Source organism: Sphingomonas sp. Tas61C01, from assembly GCF_052567495.1.
This window is the reverse complement of the sequence record NZ_CP199583.1, coordinates 34,741-55,052: the sequence shown is the minus strand read 5'-3', so window position 1 is coordinate 55,052 and position 20,312 is coordinate 34,741. Positions and strand designations below refer to the sequence as shown.

16 protein-coding genes are annotated in these 20,312 nt (G+C 63.3%); 5 read left to right on the top strand and 11 right to left on the bottom strand.

All coding sequences use genetic code 11. From position 1 onward, the window contains the following. Window positions 1–8: 8 nt before the first annotated feature. Complete coding sequence (locus ACT009_RS00230; protein ID WP_445192408.1) at window positions 9–1,724, bottom strand: hypothetical protein; 1,716 nt, start codon at window positions 1,722–1,724, stop codon at window positions 9–11. 463 nt (window positions 1,725–2,187) lie between these two features. Here ACT009_RS00230 and ACT009_RS00225 point away from each other — a divergent pair, with 463 nt between their 5' ends. Then, window positions 2,188–2,418 carry a hypothetical protein gene (locus ACT009_RS00225; RefSeq protein WP_445192407.1) on the top strand — a complete coding sequence of 77 codons (231 nt, stop codon included), beginning with the start codon at window positions 2,188–2,190 and terminating at the stop codon, window positions 2,416–2,418. A 78-nt stretch (window positions 2,419–2,496) separates the two neighbouring features. On the opposite strand, the gene ACT009_RS00220 is transcribed toward ACT009_RS00225, so the two are convergent. From ACT009_RS00220 to ACT009_RS00210, 3 genes are all read right to left on the bottom strand, one after another. Then, on the bottom strand, window positions 2,497–3,993 hold the full coding sequence (locus tag ACT009_RS00220; protein WP_445192406.1) for a glucuronyl esterase domain-containing protein: 1,497 nt from the start codon (window positions 3,991–3,993) through the stop codon (window positions 2,497–2,499). Between the two features lie 403 nt (window positions 3,994–4,396). Beyond that, window positions 4,397–6,052 carry a DUF4166 domain-containing protein gene (locus ACT009_RS00215; RefSeq protein WP_445192405.1) on the bottom strand — a complete coding sequence of 552 codons (1,656 nt, stop codon included), beginning with the start codon at window positions 6,050–6,052 and terminating at the stop codon, window positions 4,397–4,399. Between the two features lie 22 nt (window positions 6,053–6,074). Next, window positions 6,075–6,482, bottom strand: coding sequence for a thiol-disulfide oxidoreductase DCC family protein (locus ACT009_RS00210; protein ID WP_445192404.1), 408 nt, complete (start codon window positions 6,480–6,482; stop codon window positions 6,075–6,077). A gap of 1,012 nt (window positions 6,483–7,494) precedes the next feature. On the opposite strand from ACT009_RS00210, the gene ACT009_RS00205 reads away from it, so the two are divergent. Next, window positions 7,495–8,007 (top strand): DUF5681 domain-containing protein, encoded by a 513-nt coding sequence (locus tag ACT009_RS00205; RefSeq protein ID WP_445192403.1) that lies wholly within the window; start codon window positions 7,495–7,497, stop codon window positions 8,005–8,007. A 96-nt stretch (window positions 8,008–8,103) separates the two neighbouring features. Then, on the top strand, window positions 8,104–8,733 hold the full coding sequence (locus tag ACT009_RS00200; RefSeq protein WP_445192402.1) for a terminase large subunit domain-containing protein: 630 nt from the start codon (window positions 8,104–8,106) through the stop codon (window positions 8,731–8,733). Window positions 8,734–10,150: 1,417 nt separating this feature from the next. On the opposite strand, the gene tpiA is transcribed toward ACT009_RS00200, so the two are convergent. The 6 genes from tpiA to ACT009_RS00170 are packed head-to-tail and all read right to left on the bottom strand — an operon-like array spanning window position 10,151 to window position 15,414. Then, entirely contained in the window at window positions 10,151–10,993 is an 843-nt protein-coding gene (gene tpiA, locus ACT009_RS00195) for a triose-phosphate isomerase (RefSeq protein WP_445192401.1), read from the bottom strand. Beyond that, window positions 10,990–11,616 carry a 3-oxo-tetronate 4-phosphate decarboxylase gene (gene otnC, locus ACT009_RS00190; RefSeq protein ID WP_445192400.1) on the bottom strand — a complete coding sequence of 209 codons (627 nt, stop codon included), beginning with the start codon at window positions 11,614–11,616 and terminating at the stop codon, window positions 10,990–10,992. Before otnC ends, tpiA begins: the two co-directional genes overlap by 4 nt. Next, window positions 11,613–12,857: a 3-oxo-tetronate kinase gene (gene otnK, locus ACT009_RS00185; RefSeq protein WP_445192399.1), complete on the bottom strand. Its 1,245-nt coding sequence runs from the start codon at window positions 12,855–12,857 to the stop codon at window positions 11,613–11,615. Before otnK ends, otnC begins: the two co-directional genes overlap by 4 nt. Then, window positions 12,839–13,522, bottom strand: coding sequence for an alpha/beta fold hydrolase (locus ACT009_RS00180; RefSeq protein WP_445192398.1), 684 nt, complete (start codon window positions 13,520–13,522; stop codon window positions 12,839–12,841). Before ACT009_RS00180 ends, otnK begins: the two co-directional genes overlap by 19 nt. Continuing rightward, on the bottom strand, window positions 13,519–14,289 hold the full coding sequence (locus ACT009_RS00175) for an HpcH/HpaI aldolase family protein (protein ID WP_445192397.1): 771 nt from the start codon (window positions 14,287–14,289) through the stop codon (window positions 13,519–13,521). Before ACT009_RS00175 ends, ACT009_RS00180 begins: the two co-directional genes overlap by 4 nt. Window positions 14,290–14,292: 3 nt before the next feature. Then, window positions 14,293–15,414: a hypothetical protein gene (locus tag ACT009_RS00170; RefSeq protein WP_445192396.1), complete on the bottom strand. Its 1,122-nt coding sequence runs from the start codon at window positions 15,412–15,414 to the stop codon at window positions 14,293–14,295. Window positions 15,415–15,551: 137 nt separating this feature from the next. Between ACT009_RS00170 and ACT009_RS00165 the strand changes: the two genes are divergently transcribed. Both ACT009_RS00165 and ACT009_RS00160 read left to right on the top strand, forming a co-directional pair. Further along, on the top strand, window positions 15,552–16,595 hold the full coding sequence (locus ACT009_RS00165) for a LacI family DNA-binding transcriptional regulator (RefSeq protein ID WP_445192395.1): 1,044 nt from the start codon (window positions 15,552–15,554) through the stop codon (window positions 16,593–16,595). Between the two features lie 57 nt (window positions 16,596–16,652). After that, window positions 16,653–17,696, top strand: a complete 1,044-nt coding sequence (locus tag ACT009_RS00160) for an ester cyclase (RefSeq protein WP_445192394.1) — start codon at window positions 16,653–16,655, stop codon at window positions 17,694–17,696. 58 nt (window positions 17,697–17,754) lie between these two features. Here the strand turns inward: ACT009_RS00160 and ACT009_RS00155 are convergent, their stop codons facing one another. Next, the gene (locus ACT009_RS00155; protein ID WP_445192393.1) at window positions 17,755–20,211 is read right to left on the bottom strand and encodes a TonB-dependent receptor; all 2,457 of its coding nucleotides are present in this window, start codon (window positions 20,209–20,211) and stop codon (window positions 17,755–17,757) included. Between the last annotated feature and the right edge of the window lie 101 nt (window positions 20,212–20,312).

Below are 20,312 nucleotides of genomic sequence, written 5' to 3'. Positions count from 1 at the left end.
CGCGGCCCTCAGCGCCGCACCGGCCTCACGCATTCCCGGCCGATCAGCGTGGCGACCCGGCGGTCGAAGCGGGGGCTCTTCTCGGGCAGATCGAGCGCGAACCCGGCCGCGTGGAAAAAGCCGTGATGGATCAGGGTGACGGTGCCCCGGTCACACAATCGGATCAGTAGCACCGGCGTCATCCGGTCGCTTGCGAAGGTCAGCGGTCGGTTCGACAGATCGGGGCGATTGTTGACCTGATCCACCGCGCTACGCGGCTCTTCGGTATCGATGATGGCGAAGTCGGTCGACTGCCGTTCGATCAACGTCGCCAATCGGGCATAGGGCTGCACGAACAGGTGCGTGGTGACCAGCAGCCAGGCGATGATGGGGACGGTTCCGATCGCCAAGGTTGCCGCCAGCCCATCGGCCCGCGGCCGATCGCTTCGTGCCAGCTCGCAATAGCCATATCCCGCCAGCAACAGGATATTGCCGAGCACGCCGTGCAGATAGCGATAGCCCCAGCCATGGCCCTGATACGGCAGCAGGAACGCCATCGCCCCGATCGTCAGCATCAATCCCGCGAAGAGCGCCAACGCGACGCCATCCCGCCGCCGCAGCGCGGGTGTCGCCAGGATCATGAACGGAACGACGTACGCAGCGTTCCAGCCCACGCTGCGCAACAGGTTATAGATCATCAGCCCGATCGTGCGGGGATCCCGATCCAGCAGCAGCGGCACGACCCGCGTCGCCAGGAAACTCCCTGCCCCGCCGGTGCTGCCGCCGCTGCTCGCGGTCAGCCCAGCCGCGGCCACCACGATCTGCGGCCATTCCAACCAGAACAGCAACGCGGCCGCATAGACCCCTGCATAGAGCGCCGACAGCGCCCGTCGGCGCCGGATCAGCAGCAGCACGACGAAGGGGGCCGCGAAGAACGGGTGGAACACCACTTGATGGATCCCGACCGCGATCGCCCCGACCAGCATCGCCAGCGCGTGGCTCCACCAGCGATCGCGCAGAAAAAGCAGCAGCCATGCCAGGTTCAGGACGAGGTGCGCGGTCATCGCATAGCTGGTCATCGCGTTGACGAGGATCTGGGCGGAGAGGACGTAGCCACCCACCACCACCCATTGCGCGCCGGGGAGGTCGGCAAACAATCGTCGGGCGACGCGCTGGAGCAGGATGAGGCCGATGCCGGCGAGCAGTGGATCGAGCAGAGCCGGATCGGCGATACGGCCGAACGCCGCGCGGGTTGCCGCGTTCACCGGCATGTATGACGACACCAGCGCCGCGTGGCCCGGCACGTCGAGCAGGAAGTCGGGCACCAGCGCCGGCACGAAGTCGCGCCACTGCGCCGCCAACGGCATCGACAACCGGCCACTCCCGTAGACCGCACCGTCGAACGCGACCATCAGCTCATCGCGGGTCAACGGGAAGTCACCCATCACCGCATAGGTGCCCCACCATAAAAAGAGTGCCAGCGCGACGGCCGCCGCGATCACGCCCGACGCGCTCGGCGGCGTCGCGGGAAGACGCCAGTGCCGGCCGAACCGCATTGCGACGAGCCACAGTGCCAGCATCCCGACACCCGCCTGCGCATCCTGCACGACGAAATACCGTCGCGTGACGATCATTTCCTGCGGCGCCGCCAGGATTGCGAGCACGACGGCAAGGCAGATTGCTGCTCGCTTCAGCGCCGCGTTCGCCGGATCGAATGGGCTGGACCTGATAACGCTGACGGGCATGTGTTCAGATAAGCAAAAACGAGAAATACTGCCGGTGTCGTGATTGGGGCCTTCGTGCAGGGGCCCCCAACTTCGAGCTTCGGGTGCAAGTAACTAGCCCATCGACCACCAAGGCAACCACGGAGATGGCGATTGCCCAATATAGTGGCGTCAACACTGCAACAGCTACGATGTGCTTGGCTTTCATCATGTCACCCATCGTGCCATCGACCGGCAAGCGCAACGAGCTTGAACACGCTAGCGGCTTTCCAAAAAGGCTCATGTCGCATCTAGTCGGCGCACGCCTTGGTGACAAAGGGAGTGTCCGCATCTGGGCGGAAGCGGACTGGCCGCTTTCGGGCCCGGCTTGATCGTGTCGTACAATGCTGAATTTCTAACGTAACGTTTGTCGCGGCTTCTGCGGCATACGGACCGTTGAGTCTGATGGTTCGCAGCCGCTCTTCGATGGTGGTACGCTGGATCGATGACCGCAATCTACGAACACCTCTCCGACTTTTTCAAGGCGGTGATTGCCGAGGAAGTTCTGCTTCCGGGCTCGGCTTCTGCCGACACGAAGATGCGGCAGCTCATTGCGCTGACGCAGAACAGCAACCTGTCAAACCGGGACTGGGCGACGACGCTTTCAGGATCGGAAGAAGCTGACACGCCCGAGATACGGCAGGCCCTGTTATCGGCCGTATTGCTCGACCTGTAATGAAACGACCGGCAGTCTAGCGCCTTGCCGATCGCCTCGGCGATTACACTTGCGCTGACGCCCTCCTCCAACGCCGGTTCATCGGCTCGGCGCGTGACCGATCTTGTGATCCGCCCAGGCGATGAAGTGGTTCATGTTCGGGGCGTCAGTGTGGCCACCCTCATGTTGCCGCCAGGCGAGCTCACCGTCGAGCAGGTCAGTGCCCTGAGGCGGCAGCATCGCCGTGCTGTAATCGTGGCCGCGGCCCAGATCGTGCGCGCCGAGCAGCGTCCACGCGCGACCGGCGGCGATGGTCGCCATGTAGCTGCCCTGCTGATCAAGCCAGTTCGCGTCACCCTTCTCAGGCACTCCATAGCTGACGAAGGCGAGCCGCGGTGCCACCAAAGCCAGCAGCTCGTGCGCGTCCACCGGCAGATCGGCTGCCGTCTTGCGGCCGAGCCGTCCCCGTTCGGTGCCGTATTGGAGGAAGTTGCCTGCCATCCAATGGTAGCCACCGGTCCCCGTCAGATTTTCAACCGCCTCGCCGAAATTGCGCCGGTGTGGTTTGACGCCGCCCTCCCCTGACGACCCAATCAGAACCATCGCGAAGCGCTCGTCGAACGCAGCCGTTACCAACGCCGCCTTGCCCCAGCGCGACACGCCTTCAATGCCGACATGCGAGACATCGACCTCCGTACGGGTGCCAAGATAGTCGAGCAGCCGGCTCGCCCCCCAGCCCCAGGCACGCAGCGCCCCCCATTGCTCGGGCGTGCGCGGCGCACCTTTGTTGACGAGGCCGATGATCCCCTCGCGCAGCCCGGCGCCGGTATCGGGCTGGATGCTGGCTGTGTCGAGCAGCGCGACACCCCAGCCGGCGGCGATCAGCTTGGTCACCCGGTCGTCGTCAGGTGGCGGCGAGAAGAAGCCGCCCGGCTTGACGAACTCGAACCCAGGATGCGCGGCAAAGATCGAAGCGAAAGAAGGATCACGCGCGATCAACGTCGCCTTCAGCGCGCCGTCGAGCCGCGCTGCCTCCGTGGCGCTGGGCTGGGTGGGCGACGGATAACGTGCCGGTCCGAACATCACCAGCAACGGCACGGCGGCCTTCGCGTTGGCCGGCAGCAACAAGGTCACGCGGATATCGACCGCGATCGCCGGCGTCGCACGATCATCGACATGGCCGACAAGCTGCTCCGCCACCACTGGCCCGCCGCCGAAATACTCGTGATCTGTTGTGTCGATCCGCCAGGTTACGCTGGGTACGCCCGGTGGAATGCGGCCATAGACATCGCGTTCGAATAGCCGAATCAGCTCGGGCCGACGCTGTTGCCGCCACATCGCCGCGGTTGTCACCGGGCGGCCATCCGTCATCTTCAGTAGCTCCGGCCAAACGGGAAAAGGGTTCGCCTTCCCCGGGTCATAATTCGCCGCATCCGGCGCGATCGGATCGCCGTTCGCTCCAGGGCGCAGCTGCGTAATACCCAGCTGGTGCATCATGTCGGCATGATCCTGCTCCGCCGTCCAGGGCTCCGCCGCAAACGATGTCGCAGCCAAAAATGCCGTGAACGCTGCACCACAGACACGCCTGCCGATCATAGCCGCCTCTTCGTCGCTGCATCGATGCCTGGTACTGGCGATGCTACCCACAGCTATCGTACAGCGCGCATCAAGCGGCAAGCGTGAGCGTTGTCAGTCACGCGGCGACTGGATGCCGTAGATGCCAACCGTCGGCTCGCGACGCGGTCGTCGAACGGTCAGAGGCCGCTGCGACCCACAATCCGCCATTCAGGGCGTGACATGCCCTTCCCTACACCGGTCACTTGTTCATCTCGGTTTGACGACACGTTGAGGTCACTGATGGGCAAGCTGAATTAAGCGGGAGGGCGAGCTTCAGATAGCCAGCACGGAGGTGGCCATCCTGAGTGGAAGACATCGCCGTTGCAGTAGGTCGCACGGGCTGGCTGCTCACCTAGAACGAACGTTGCGGCTTTGCTCACGCTCAAGCCGGCTCCAGCGTGCCTCGATAGGCTACGATCATTCCGATCAGCGGCACCACTATCTCGACGTTGAAGGCGAAGGTTCCGTCCTGGTCCATCTCGAAGCTGTCGCCGCGCGGCAGGAGCCAGTGCGGCATTGGCATCCCTGCTAGTGACCAACGCCTCGGGACGAACAGGAGGCGTCCCTCCTCGATCACCAACGCGAGGGCGAACGAGGCGACGCCGAACCGCTCCACCAACAGATGCTGGTCCTTACCGGTGCCGCATGTCTGCTCGGACGAGAAGGATTTGCCTCCAAACGTCCGCGTCCAGCGCTCGACGCCGTCCGATCGACCAAAGGTGACGGAGACGGGCACGCTCGATTCGGCCCGGGGAAAGCCGATCAGCGCCGCGACCAGCCTCGCCAACGGATTGCGACCACGTCGGATGCTGGCAACCCCGTTCCACCGGTCGCTCTCGGTGCTGTCATGCAGTTGCCGGACGCGGGGCGGCAGGTCCGTGAACACCGGACCCAAAATTTGCCGATATAGCGCGTCAGCGGGTTCGTTCTGCCGGAAGCCGGTAACGATGCGGCGTCCGGCAAACAGCGCATTGTAGTCGGCAAGCTCCAGCGCCCGAACGCCCGAACGTGCGCCTGCCGCGGGACGCTGGCCCGCCAACAGCTTGCGGACGATCGCCTCCACCGCCATCGATGGGATGAAAGGGCCATCATCGCCTTCGGCCAGGAGGTGCCAGCTACGCTCGATCGACTTGCCGTTCGCGGTGCCTTCGGCGCGAACGAACATGCCGCCGCGATGCTCGCCGAACCGCATCCTGTTGAGCACGGCATAGAACAGGCGGGAGAACGGAACCATCGTTGGGAGACGGAACCGTGCCCTTGCTCGCGCCAGAACATTGAGGACGCGGTGCAGGATCTCGGGGACGGGCCCGGCCCCCATCCAGATGTCGGTCATCGTCGGGTATTCGGGTGGGATGACCTGCAGGTCAGGAACGTCGACCAGCGAGAAGTGGATGTTGCGCAGCGGCAACCGGCCGGGCACGGCAACGGTGTAGCGCATGCTTTCCGCCAGTCCGGTGCCGAACGCCGCCTTTCCCCCTCGCTGCAGTTTCACCGGCGCGCCGGCATAGCCGATCACCGCGCGCATGACATTGAGGCCGATCCCGGCATACGGCGACGGCGCGATACCTCCCTCGACAGAGGTAATGTCCATCGTCTTCGTCATTTCGCGGAGAACAGCCGCGGTGAGCACCGGAAAGCTGCTGACTCCCGAAAGCGCAAACACACCCGCCGTCTTGGCCCTTTCCTTGAATTCCGGCACGCCGACGACGAAATCGGCGGCGTCGGCGAAATCCAGATAGTCGACGCCGGCATCGATACAGGCCGAGATGACCAGGTAACCATCATTCCCGTAATCCTGGAACGGTCCGGATGCGTCGACGATGAGATCGGGACGCTGGGCCTGCAACCCCGCGACAATGTCGGCACGGTCGAGCGCAAGTGGATGCACGCGTGCCTTTCCCGTCCATGCGGCGCAAAATGCCTTCGCACGACCAAGGTCACGACCGCAGATGCCAAGATCGATTTCGGCGAGATCGGACAGCAGCGTGGCCAGTCGACCGCCAAACACGCCATAGCCGCCCAGGATCAGAATCCTCATCGGCGCGACCAGCTCAGCGTGTTCACAACAGCCTGTCTCGAAAGTGCGGTGACGGCACCCAACATGTCGCCCGTTTGCCGAACAGGCGATAGCGATTGCGCGCTACCCAGCGGTACACGTAATCGCGAAGAAAACCCGGCACTAGCCGCAAGACGCTCAGGATGCGCCAGGGCAGACCGAGGCCTTCATAGATGGCAAGCACAGCGTCACTGTCTTGGCGAACCCGACTTCCCTCAATCAACAGAATGCTGATCGGGTGACGCGGGTCCATCCCGTGCTCACGGTACAAGGCCGAACCAAGCTCGCCCTGCATAGACGCCAGGCGAAATATTCCGGCCTTGTCATGGCTCAACACGAACTGCGCATTGGTGGAGCACAGCACGCATTCAGCATCGAAGAGGATGATCGGGCCGCCTGATGGGTTGAGCATCCCGCCTCACTAGTTGAGTTCGCCGTAACTTTCCATTCGCAGCGATCCTGCGCCACAGCACCGGATGAGCCAAGGCTTATACAAAGGCGAATTGCCCGCCTCGGCCGACGAAGATTGACGATCGCATCCCGGAAGCCGCTTTCCGGAAGCCTGTTCGTGCTTCCGCTGTGACCCATGATCCGTCATTCGCGGAGCCATTGCGGGCGCCCATCGCCAAAACTTAACCATCGTCCAAGGCTTGCCTGGAAGTTGCGGCTTGTTCACCATAGGGGCATGGCCTTCCTTGACCGATCGTCACGAAATTGGGGCGCGCTCGTAGCGACCGTCTGCGCGATCCCAACAATGTTTGTCTGGGTGCTTGTTGAGATGGTGGGCGGCAGCCTGGCTTGTGAAAGCATTGATGGGCCATGCGCAGCGACTCTCGCCGTTTTCTTTGCTGGTGTCGTAGCGATTGGAGTGATCGGATCCACTCTAGGCTGGACGATCAACTGGATCGTTAAATTGGCACGTCGCGGCCGCTAGCTAAGCAAGCGTCGACACAGGACCAGAAGCCGAGCTCCCTTCCTACCACCCCTGCCCACCATCTACGCCTGCCAAGACAGCTTCGGTCGCCGCACATGGTCGCCCTGAAAGGGTCCTGCCCGTCAGCCTTAATAAAGAGGGGGTGTCAGCCTGATCAGCACGCTGCAATGTTAATTCCACCACGTGGAAGCTCGTGACGAAGTCGTGGCGTTAGTACCAAACGGCGGTCCTATACTTGAAGATATACGCTCGACCAAATTGGTGATGCGGCAAGCCTTTCGATCGTTCATCTTTTACATCAAAAGGAATGAACTTCTCGCCTACATCTGCGACGTCGAGTTTCTGCCTCCGAGATTCGGTCGCCACTTCGTAAAGATCGTGTAGCGAGGTGACATCCGAGCGAGCTGGGAGAAATGACACTCGCGGTCCTGCGAGCGGTGCTGGTTGCTTCGACGCGCCGCCGTTCGCGCTCCGCAATTGGAGCTGAACAATGCCGTTTATTTCCGTTAGCGAAGCCAATGCCCGTCGTGCCAAAGCAGCCGCAGCAGCCCAGGTGGATCAGCAAAATGCGACACCGCTCCCAAACTCATCAAACCGAGATGGAGAGCCAAACCAATCGTCTGAACCTTCCTCCATGCAGCCCGCAAAGCGTCGCGGCCATGCCCTCAAGAGTGATGACGGAAAGTGGCTGCCAACCGGCCCTGGACCTGGCTGGTGCAATCCGCCGCTTGAAAGCCGATTCCAGAAGGGCGGCAGAGGCGAGCCCGGCCGACCCAAGGGATCCGTCAGCCACGATCGCGTGATGAAGAAACTCCTCGTGCAGAAGCGCACCGTGCGTGTCGATGGGAAGGAGACGAAGATCGCGGCTCACGAACTAATTGTCATGACAACGGTAAAGGCGGCTGCCGAAGGCAAGGACCGCGATGCCCGCAAATACGTGCTTAGCGAGGCAGCGAGGCTGTTAAGCGAGGGCAAAAACCGCGCCTGCGCATCAAGCCTCTGAGCTCAACGCCAGTGATGCGCTTTCGCTCGCAGAGCTTCGCCTTGAAATCTGAGAGGACGTGCTGCGCGAGCTGAGTAAGGAACAGGGAGGTGAGCAATGATCTCTCCCGCTCTCCTGCACAAACAAGCCTTCAAGTACTTCGTCCGTGCAGTCTTTCGCCAACTTCATCCCAATCAGCCGTCATTGGAACTCACCTGGTACATGCAGGCGATGTGTCACGCGCTTGAGCAAACAGCCTCGGGCGCTTGCCGGCGTCTCGTCATCAACGTGCCTCCACGGCACGGCAAATCGATCACCGCCGCCGTTGCGTTTTGCGCCTGGATCCTTGGCAAGGATCCGTCGGCCAAGATCCTGGTCGGCACCTACAATGAAGACCTTGCCCGGCCTCATGATCGTCAGCTGAAATCGATGATGGAGAGCGCAGAATACCGCGCCGCGTTTCCGGCAACCGTCATCGATCGCAAAACCACGCGCCAGCTCGAACTGCGCACCACCGCTGGCGGCTTCAGAATGGCAGTGACAACAGGCGGAAGCGCAACCGGGTTTGGCGGCGATTACATCATCCTCGACGATTGCATGAAAGCGCAAGATGCGGGGAGCGAAGCAGAGCGGATCAGGGTTCGGGATTGGTATCGCGGAACCATCGGTACACGCCTCGACAACAAGGGCGAGGGCGTCATCATTTCGATTCAGCAGCGGCTGCACGAGGATGACCTCACGTCCTAAATTCTCGACGCGGGCGCCACCCACTTGAACCTCCCTGCGATCGCGCAAAAACCAGAGCGTATCTTGACCGGCCTGAGCAGCTATCATGACCGCCAACCTGGCGATCTGCTTAATTCGGAGCGCGAGAACCTGGAGACGCTGAACGCGCTTAGTCGCGAGCTTGAGTAATCTGTTTTCGGGCCACAATGGCTGCAAGACCCATGACCACCTGAGGGTAACATCGTTCGGCTTGAATGGTTTTCGCGATACGACGCGATGCCGGAGCGGCACCGCTTTATCAAGGTCGTACAAAGTTGAGATACGGCGTTCAGCGCCGAGCCTGGAAGTGCGTATTCTGCCTGTACGACATGGGGGTATTGCGAGGGGCGCTGGTATCTGCTCGAAGTTACACGCGAGCGTTTAGAGTATTATGATCTAAAGCGACGATTCATCAGCCTCTACCGCAAGTGGAAGCCTGACCGCGTCTTGATCGAAAAGGCATATAGCGGCGAGGCGCTCGTGCAAGATCTACGGGCCGAGGGTCCGTTCCAACCAATTTTGTGTAAGGTGAGAGGGTCCAAGGAAGAGCGTCTGCGCGCGCAAACTGGCCAGATGTAATCGGGTAAGATCGTGCTGCAAAAAGAGGCCGTCTGGCTCGAGGAATACCTACCCGAACTTTATGGTGCACCTAGTTGCCGGTATTGGGACCAGGTTGATAGGTCCACCCAGTTTCTTCATTATGCGCAGACACGACAGGGCTGGATCGATCAAGACGTCGACTCGGTGAGCGGTCGAGAGCTGACGATCAGACGACGGCAGTCGATCAATCGGCGATAATTGTAGGATGCCAAGTGCCGCGGTGTGCGATTAGGCGCGGCATGCTCAAGCGGCGGGACGTGGCGGTCGCTACCCCGATGTGATGGCGGTGACGACCACCTTGCGAACATTTAGAGCCTGTTTGCCGCCGTCCGCAACCTGCCACCCATTCATACCGGTTCCGCCCACCCGCCTGCCGCTAAAGCGGCATCTCGTTGCCGAAAGGTTGAACGGCAAAAGCGACCAAGCATGCAGTAAGACGTCGCAAAATTGCCTCTGAATTTGCCGGTTCGGCGGGCGATATTTACGACACCGGCGTCACCTGACGATTCCGCGCTCGTCCGTTGTGCAAATATCAGCACATTTGTCACCAGCTTGCCACAGATGTGGCAGTACTAGATCATTGCGGGAAGGTACGAGCTCTTGCTACCTAGCTGACGCCCGCTTTCCACCGGATGCTGGCATCTCTCTCATGGACACTACGCAAAATATTACGTGTTTCACATGGACCAAGTGGAACTCTGATCTTGGGGTCGAAGATCTTTTCTCCACGATCGCGTGTATTCTTGTGGTGTGACATACCGCTAATATTGCTCTGCCTCTAGTCTATCACTTTGGGCAGTCAATGGTTCGCTTGGGTCAGCGCGCTTGTTATTTGTAGGCCGCAACAATCGCCTATCGAGTCGACGATTTGCGTGAATGAAGTCACTGATAGGCTGGCGGTTCCGACTAGCAGCCCGTCAACGCCTACCACGCGGCCGATCAACCCCGCGCTGGCCGCATTCACCGAACCACCATAGAGGATCGGGATCGGGTCTGCCTCACTGGGATACAAGGCAGAAAGCGTGGATCGGATCGCGTCCGACATTGCATTGATCTGCTCGTCGGAGGGCCTGACGCCGGATCCAATCGCCCATACGGGCTCGTAGGCGATGACAATCGATGTTCCGGCAAGTGGGCGCGGCAACACGCTGCGAAGGCTTTCGCGAACGGCCTGCTCAGCGACGCCTCTCGCCCGCTGGTCGGCTGTTTCGCCGCAGCAGACCACCACCGTCAGCCCCTCATCGGCCGCGCGCAGAATACTGGCCGCGAGCGCGGCGTCCGTGTAACCGCTTCGCGAGCGCTGCTCGCTATGCCCCAATATCGTGAAGCGCGCGCCCGCGTCGCGGACCATCTCCGCGGATACGCTGCCGGTATACGCGCCGGACACCGCCTCATGAACCTCCTGGGCTCCGATGATCAGGCTGGGTGCCGCGGCATGCGCCGGGGCGATCAACGTGTGCGGGACCGCTATCCCGACTCCTACGTCTCGCGTCTGGTTGGCGAGCGTTGCGACCGCGGTCAGTATCGGCAACATCGCCTGAGTGCCGTTCATCTTCCAGTTGCCGATTAGGAGCTTGCCGCCCCTGCCGGTGACGTCAAGCCAGCCTGGCGTCGCGCATGCGGGAGCGGCTCCGGCGTTCACGTTCTACGGATCGCCTCGGCTTCGGCCGGGTCGAGCAGCCGTGGCCTCTCGTTGCGCAGCAGGAGCATCAGTCGGGCCGTCTGCTCCAACTCCTCGATCGCCCATCCCGCCGCTTCTAGAGACTGATCCGCCACGACGGGCCCATGGTTGGCGAGCAGAATCGCACCGAATGCACCGTCCAGCGATCGCAGGGCGTCGGCGACCCGCGGATCGCCTGGTCGGTAATAGGGAACCAGTGCTGTACGGCCAACCCGCATCAAAGAATACGCGGTAAGCGGCGGGAACACATCCGCATCATTGATGCCGGGTAGCATCGACACCGCCACCGAATGAGTGGAATGCAGATGAACGATCGCCCGTGCCGAACGCCGCGTCCGGTAAACCGCTTCGTGAAGCGGCATCTCCTTGGTGGGAGCTGGACCTTCGATCAAACGTCCGGAGACATCGAACACGCTGAGCGCGGCAGGATCGAGCGCCCCGAGAGAAACGTTGGTCGGTGTCACGATCATGCCGCCGTCATCGAGCATCACACTGATGTTGCCCGACGCCCCGTGCGTGTAGCCGCGATCGAACAGCGAGCGTCCTACCTTGCAGATTTCCTCGCGAATCGATGAAGGGTTCATTGACGGCCCTCGATTACAGCCAGCGCATCTTTGAAGAAGTCCTCGCCACCAAAATTTCCGGATTTCAACGCCAGTGCCAAGTCGCCCGCATAGAGCAATGGCACGCCGGGGGCGATAGATCGTCCGACCGAGAGAGGTCCGGGTGCAAGTCGTTCGACGACGGCACCCGATGTCTCGCCTCCCGCCACGACAAGGCGCCGCGTCCCCCGCGCCACTGCGTCCGCTGCCAGATCGGCGATCAGTCTCTCGACCATAGCGGCGACTATCCCGGCATTGCTCTCGTCACGCGTCAATCCGGCGGGGGCGACGGTCGAGTAGATCAGCGGTGCCGCAGCGGCGTGCCGCACGGCGAAGGCGCGGGCCTCCTGGTCGACCGGTTCGCCTGCCATCAGACGCTCCACGTCGATCGCATGGGATGGCGCGTCGGTCGCGTATCGCGCCACCTGGGCGTTGGTAGCTGTCGAACAGCTACCCGCCAACAGGATGGCTGGGCCGCTCACGATGCGGTCGTCCGCGACGGCCGCTCCGATCATGCCAGCTTCGCGAAAGTTATCAGGCAGGCCTTGCGCGATCGCGGAACCGCCAGTCACCAACGGTGCGTCCCGAACGGCACGCCCGATCGACCGGAGGTCCATGTCGTCGATCGCATCCACGACTACCAGCCCCTTGACCTCGTCCAGCGCGCGTCGCACCGCATCGGCACCTTGTCGCACGGTCGCGAGCGCAACATGCGCGATCGCCCCGCGCGACTGTGCCGCGAGCCATCGGCGGATGTCGCTGTCGGTCATCGGGGTCAGCGGGTGGTGGCGCATCCCGCTCTCAGAGAGTAGTTGATCGCCGACGAACAGATGCCCGTGGTACAGCGTGCGCCCGTTGGCAGGGAAGGCTGGACAGACCACGACGCCGCGCGCGCCCAGCGCCAGCGCCAGTGCTTCCGCCACCGGACCGATGTTACCCTGCGCCGTCGAATCGAAAGTCGAACAATATTTGAAGAGGATCTGACGGGCTCCCGCGGCACGCAGTGCCTCAAGCGCCGCAAGCGATCGAGCCACCGCTTCGGCTACGGGAACCGACCGCGTCTTCAACGCGACCACGCCGGCATCTTCGCGGCACGCGGCCACGTCTTCGATCGTCGGCAGCAGCGCCGTCCGCATCCCAGCACCAGCAAGTATGCCGGCAACGTCGCCTGCCCCGGTGAAATCGTCGGCGATGACTCCCAGGATCATGCCGCCACGCTCCATGCCGAGATCGCTTCGGCGACGGCTTGGGGCGCTTCGAGTGGTAGGAAATGCCCGGCGTCCCGGATCATGGTCAATTTGGCATTCGGTCCGCTGGCTGCGGTAACGTAACGCTCATGGGGACAGAAGCGATCGTTCTCGCCGGCCAGCACGAGCAACGGAACGGGCGAGTTCTGGGCGACGCCGCGCAGGTCCGGACGCGCGATGTTCATCTCGGCCTGCATCGCATGTGCATCGTGCCCCGTCGCAACCGCCATGTCACCGACGAGCTTGCAGATGGATGGATCGTCACTGTCGCTCCACGACGGCCAATGCTCCGCGACGTATTCCGCCATGCCTTTTTCCTGAGCCTCGGCGACCCGCGCTCGGCGAAGTGATGCTGCCTCGGGTGCGTCGGGATGCGCGTTGCCTGCGATCAACACCACGGCCTCTAACCGCGCTGGCGCCCGCCGCAACATCTCCAGGACGACGAACCCGCCGAGAGAGAAGCCCACCCCTATGAAGTGCGGCGGTGCGGCGGCGAGCGCCTCATCCGCCAGTGCTTCAACCCTGGCGTGGCGTCCAAGCTCGACAACCTGCGCGCGCATGGATGGAAGACGGGCGCGTAGCGGCCCGAACAATCGCCCGTCACACAGGGTGCCGGGCACCAGCACCGCGTCGCCGATCACCGCTCCACGGATCCGCGCGCCTGTGTCACCGCCCTCATCATCGCCGCCCGCAGCAGGGCTGCGTCGTTGCCAGGGGTGACTAGATCGAAGCCCTCCTTCACCCGGCCCGCCGCCGCCGCGCCGTCGCTGCAGAAGATCCCGGCGATCAGTCCGGCCGCGACGGTTTCCTCCCGAATGTGCTCAATCGCGTCGCGGACGATCGGCTCGCGTGTTTCGTTGGCGGGGGCGTGACCCAGAGCGAGCGCAAGATCGTTGGGTCCGACGTAGATGCCGTTCAGACCCGGCGTCGCGAGGATAGCGTCGAGATTCTCGAGCCCTTCGCGGGTTTCGATCATCGCGAGCACCAGGATCTCGCGATTGGCGCCGGCCAGGTAATCGGCACCACCGTACAGCAGGCCGCGCGCAGGACCGAACGATCGGCTTCCCTCGGGCGGGTACCGACAGGCGGCGACCAACGCACGCGCGTCGGCCGCAGTCGAGATCATCGGACAGATGATCCCGTAGCTGCCTGCATCAAGCCAGCGCATTATCTCGGCGGCATCGAGCGCAGAAGGCCGCACGAGTGGAATGGCCGATGTCGTCGATATCGCCTGAAGCATCGCCAGCGCAGTCTCGAAGCCGACCATGCCGTGCTGCGCGTCGACGGTCGCGGCATCGAAACCCTGATGGGCGATGGACTCGGCGGCATAGGCCGATCCGATTGACAGCCAGGCGTTGACGATCGGCTTGCCTGCGGCCTTAAGGCTACGAAGCGAGTTGGTGCGCATCGCTCAGGCAGCTGGCAGGAGCGCGACGGGCGCGAGGTATCCGTTCGGATCGTGAGCGATCCCTGCGGCCCTCGCGGCGACGACGATGTCGGGGTGCCAGTCTATTACCGGTCGCGCATCTCCTGCGGTCGTCACGCTGACGAGAACCTCCCCGCGCTTCGACGCGCACAACGTGCGCCAGCAGTCCGCGGGGATCGAGAAGGTTGCCCACGGTTCGGCCACAGCCGATGTCGCATCGTCGTCTAGGCCAAGCTCGACCTCAAGGGCGCCTTCGCGAACGATCAGCACCTGCTTGGAGGCGAGCCGGAATGGCCCGACCTGGGCGCCCGCTGGTATGCGCAGCCATTCGAGCGTGAACCCGTGGGGGTTTGTGATCTTGGCCTCGGCGTTGCGGTCCTCGGACATGCCCGCGCCGATCACCGGCGCAAGCATGCTGGAGTGCCCTGGCAGTACGTGGTCGAGGAGCGCGTGCTCCGACCAGACTAGTTCGTCCTGCGTGACCATCCGCGCGCGCATGTCGTCAGGCGAATAGGCCCGCATCGTCGCGATCACCTCCGACGAGAGCGGCACGATGAGATCGTCTCCGCCGGGCTTGGGCGCTCCCAAAGCCGTATCGACCATCATGTTGTCGCGGGTGAGATACAGTCCGTGAGCCGCAGCGGTCTCCAGGATGTTCGGGTGCCACACCACGCCACCCGACTCGTCGCGGCCGAGCAGCGTGAAGATCCAGCTGTCGTCGGGTCCTGTGTTGGTGAACCCGCGGAAGATCCAGGTCGGGATGGACAGGACATCGCCTGCTCTCCCGGTGATCTCGCCATCACGACCGTCCGGTCCCCAGCGGAACACCCATTCCCCGCGGTACACCATGAACACCTCGGCGGTGTAGTGCATGTGCAGATTGTTGGTGACCCCGTGGGGCATCGCAGCGACACCGAGGGCGAACCCATGCGGCTCGGCCAGATTGACGAACTGCTCGCTCGACTGGGTCACGCCTGCGCCAATGATCGAGTAATTGACCTTGCGGTCCGATCCCGGGATCTTGCAGTCGATGAAGGCCAAGGAGCAAGGCACGAGGTCCTCGTACCGGATCAGTCTGTCCGCCGCGACCGGCACGCTCGTGTTCATTCCAGCTCCGACCTCTCCGGTCGCCGCACCGCACGACAACCTTGCTAGGAACTATCAGTGCATTCGGATGCACACAAGCCGCGTCGTTCCAAAGATAGAGGAATGACCTATATGCTGCTGCGGAGGCGGGAACGGTGATGGCGCGCAGGTCGACGAAGATGACGGAGGAGCGGCCTACATCGGGCGTGGGCACGACGGTGACGTCGTACGATGTCGCGCGGCATGCAGGCGTCTCGCAATCGGCCGTTTCACGCTGCTTCACGCCGGGGGCGAGCGTATCGCCGCGCACGCGCGATCGGATCATGAAGGCGGTCGACGCGCTCGGATATCGGCCGAACATGATCGCACGGTCTTTGATCACGAAGCGCTCGAACTTGATCGCCGTGATCGTCGCCAACCTTGGGTTCAATCCGGAATTCACCGGCACCCTCAGCCGCCTCTTCGCGGCGCGCGGCCTCAATCTTCTGTTCTACACGCTTGATCGGGAGGACGATGCCGACAGGGTGATCGAGCAACTTTGGCAATATCGGGTAGACGGCGTCGTCAGCGCGGCGCGCCTTTCGGAACGCCACATCGAGCAGATGACCAAGCGGGGCGTGCCGGTGGTCTTTCTGAACCGGGTCTACGACACGATCCCGGTCAACAGCGTCTGCTGCGATCAGGCCGAAGGCGAGCGGTGGCTGGTCGATCGACTATGGGCGGCCGGACATCGGCGCTTCGGCATCGTCGCGGGCCCCGACGCCTCGATCGTCAGCAGGCAGCGTGTGACTGGAGCAAGCGACCGATTGGCGACGCTCGGTGGCGATCCGCCCCGGCTCGCAATCGGCGACTTCACGTACGATGGCGGCCGCGCCGCCCTGCGTGCTCTTGCGGTAGGGGGAAGCGGCATGCCCGAGGCGGTCATCTGCGCCAACGACATGATGGCGCTCGGCTGCATCGACGAGGCCCGTCATGGATTTGGGCGACGGATCCCTCAGGACCTTTCCATCGTGGGCTTCGATGGCTCAGCACCGGGTCGATGGGCCAGCTATGATCTGACGACCGTTCGCCAACCTACCCACGTCATGATCGAGGCGGCGATCGACATGCTCGTAACTCGCATAGAGGATCCCTCCACGCTGACTGAAAAGCGGGTGTTCTCTGGCGAGCTGGTGATTGGCGGCTCCGCAACTATCGCCTGACGCTTGACGGCTTCCCCGCTTCGCCGCATTCGGATGCAACATGCCGAAGGATAGCAAATGACCGTCTTCGATCCGCTCGCCGACCTTGACCCTTCCGCTTATGCGCCGTTCCGCGACCCTCGCGACTACATCCTGAGCTGGACCGACCAGATCTGGATCGAGAAGGGTCTCGGCCGTCTGGGCGAGCACTATGCCGACGACATCAAGGTCCACACGGCGTACGGCGAGACCTACGACTTTGGCCATGTTCTGATGAACAGCGTTCAGAAGATGAGTGCCTTTCCCAACGGCGGCGGCGGATCGGGCGAGGACGTCGTCTGGGAACAGCGCGGTCGTGGCGGCTTCATCAGTTCGCACCGGGTGCTGAAGACGGGGACTCATCTGGGCTATTGGAACTACGGTCCCCCGACGGGCCGCAACTGGGTGTCGCGGACGATCGCGCACTGTCTCGTGCAGGACGGCAAGGTCGTCGAGGAGTGGCTGGTTCGCGACGAGTACGCGGTGCTCCAGTCCCTCGGGATCGATCCGGAGCAGGTCGCCGCCGACATGGCGAGCGCTTCTCCTGTCACCGGCGAGACGATGGCGATCGCGGACGACGCCGGACCCTTCGCCGGTCGCTACCCCGACCCCGCCCGTGTCGGCGTGTCGGGGGCCCGCCCGGAGCGGTTCGATGACCTGTGCAACATGATCGTCGCGATGTACGACGAGGTCTGGAACCGCCGCCGCTTCGACCGTGTGCCGGCGTACTGCGATCCGAAGGTGGTCTGCCACACCGTCAGGCTGCACCGTGCGCAGGCCATCGATGCCTACCAGCAGCAGATCATCGATCTGCTCGCCGTGTTTCCCGACGGACGCATCGAGGTCCGCGACCTGGTAGTCTGTGACTCCCCGGAGCTCGGCACCCGCATCGCGGCGATCTGGGTCCTGCACGGAACGTATTCGGGCGTGCCGCTCTACGGCCCCCCCACGCGGACGCCGGTGAAGGTGCTCGGCGCGACCCACTTCGAGATGCGTGACGGGCGCATCCTGCGCGAATGGCGCCTGTTTGACGAGATCGCCGTCATGGCGCAGATCATCGGCGCGCGCGGCGCGTCGGCGTAGCTCATCCGCAACCGGGGCGCCCTCGACGAAGGCGCCCCTCTTTCCCCCAATTACGTCATCAGAAGTTGAACTTGAGGCGAACACCGTAGTTGCGCGGGAGCCCCCAGTTCGCCTGCTGCAGACCATCTCCACCGGTCTGCGTACGCTGGTTGAGCATCTCGTCCTCGATGTTCTCGACGAACCCCTCGAGGCTCCAATTACCCTCAGCGGGCGAGAAGCCGACGCGAACGTCGGTCTGCGTGAAGCTCGGCTGGAACCCCGACCTGTCGTAAGGAAGCCCGCCGTGTGCGAAGTAGGAGTCGCTGTAGCGCATCTGCACCTGCGGAGTGATCGTCCCGAAGCCGACATCCAGCGCGTAGCTGGTCGCGACGGAGAAGGTGAACTCGGGCGTGTAGGGAGGGCGCTGGCCGCGGAGGTCGATGAAGCGGTTGGCCGGCACCGCGCCGTTGAAGACCTGGAAGCCGCCCGGCAGGTTGATGCCGAAACGCCCGTAGACCGCATCGATGTACGAACCGCCGAACGAGATCCGCCAGGCTTCGACCGGTAGCAGCGCGCCTGACACCTCAACGCCGCGGGCCTTCAGCACGCCGCCATTGGACGATAGCGTGATGAACGAGCCGACGTTCGCTGGGTTCGGTATCTGGAAGGTGGTCGCGAGAGCCGAGTAGCGGACATCGTACACCGCGACGTTCAGCTCGGCTCGGCGTTCCCAGAAGCGGCTTTTCAGGCCGCCTTCGAAGGAGCGGGACTTCTGCGGCTGGGTGACGGTGCCGTTCTGGTTCATGACGCCCGACAGGAAGCCGGTCGACGCGGTGCCGTAGAGCAGCACGTCATCTGCGACGTCGAACTCGGCCCCGGCCCGCCAGGTCACGTTGTTGAACTTGGCGCGAACCCGGCTCCGGGCGGTCGCGGTGAGATCGTTGTACGGGAAGACGGCCGTGGGCTCGTCGGGCGGGCTGGCCGGGTTGATCGGCCCGACATAGGCCGCGTTGCCGTTCAGCGCGCGCTTGGTCTCGGTATTGTAGCGAGCGCCTCCGATCACGCGCAGTCGGTCGGTGATCGACAGGGTGGCCTCGCCGAATGCGCCGATGTACGTGCTGGTGATGAACTGGGTGTTGTTAGACGCCGAGTTGATGACGTTGGCGAGCGACACCAGCGGCGTGCCGATCTGCACCGGCAGAACGACCCCGTTGGTCGATGTCGCCGTGGGCCGTGCCGCGAGATTGTCGAGCGTGTGCCGGAGCGAGGAATAGGAGAACAGGATCTTGTCGGTCGAGTAGTAGCCGCCGACCGTCGCCTGCAGCGGCCCCTGCCACTTCGATTGCAGCTGGACTTCCTGCGAGAAGGACTCGTTGTTCTCTTCGACCCATTCGCGTCCATGCGGGTTCGCGCTGTAGTCGGAGTCATTGCCCAGCAGCGAGGTGAAGTTGGTGTAGGAAGTGATCGACTTGAGGCCCACCGGCCCCAGATCTGCGTTCCCCTCCAGCGTGATGTTGGTCTCGCGCAGCCGGTCGTCGTTGACGAAGTCGCGATACACGGTGCGCTTGTCCTTGTTGGACAGCCCCGCCTTGCCATCGATGAGGTCGAAGCGCGGCGTACCTCCCGAGCCGCGGCGCGGGTTCTGGCAGTCGGTCACCGGTCCTAAGGGATCGGTCAGGCCGTTCACCGCCGTCGTCCGGCACGCCCCCTGGATCGCGAACATGCCGGCCGGATTGCCGTTCTCGCGAATGTGCGTGACCCGCAGAACGAAGCTGACGTCGTCGCTCGGCTTCGCCAGCATCGAGCCGCGTAGCGACAGCGTGTCTGCCTGCCCTAGATTGCGGCCGATCAGATTCTTCACCCAACCGTCGCTGCTCTGCGTCAGGAGCGCCAGGCGCATTCCGAACTCGTCGCTCACGCCGTAGTTCACGACGCTCTCGTTGCGGAAGTCGTTGAAGCGGCTGTACCGCGAGTCGACGGATCCCGTGATGCCCGGTTTCGAGAGGTCGGGTCCGTTCGTGTAGAGGTTGATCGCACCGCCGAGCGTGTTGCGGCCATACAGCGTGCCCTGCGGCCCCCGCAGGACCTCGATGCGTGACACGTCGAAGAAGGCGCGCGACTGCTGCGATGCGCGCGGCTTGTAGACGCCGTCCACGAAGACGCCGACGATCGATGTGTTGTCGGCGAACGTGCTGTTCGAGTTCGCACCGCGCAGCGCGAGCTTGGCGTCGTTGCCGCTCTTGGCGAACACGATGCCAGGCGCCAGTTGCTCGAGGCGGGAGATGTCGTTGATGCCGGATCGGGCGAGATCCTCGCCGGTCAGCGCCTGCACGGTTCCACCGACGTCCTGGACGCTCTGCTCACGGCGGTTCGCCGTGACGATGATGTCGCCCAGACCGACCTCCGCTCCGTCTCCCGCATCCGCTTGCGGCTGCGGTGGCTGAGGGTCCGTCGGATCGGTGCGTGGATTGGGCTGCACCGAGGTGCCGCTGGTCGGCCCGACTACCTGTGCTGCCGCCGGTATGGTCCACAACATGGCAATCGTGAGCAGACTGACGCCGCTAAGACCTTTGCTCGTGCAGATCATGAGCTTCCCCTGTTATCCAAGGCCGCCATTCCGGCCGTGTCCCTCCCGAT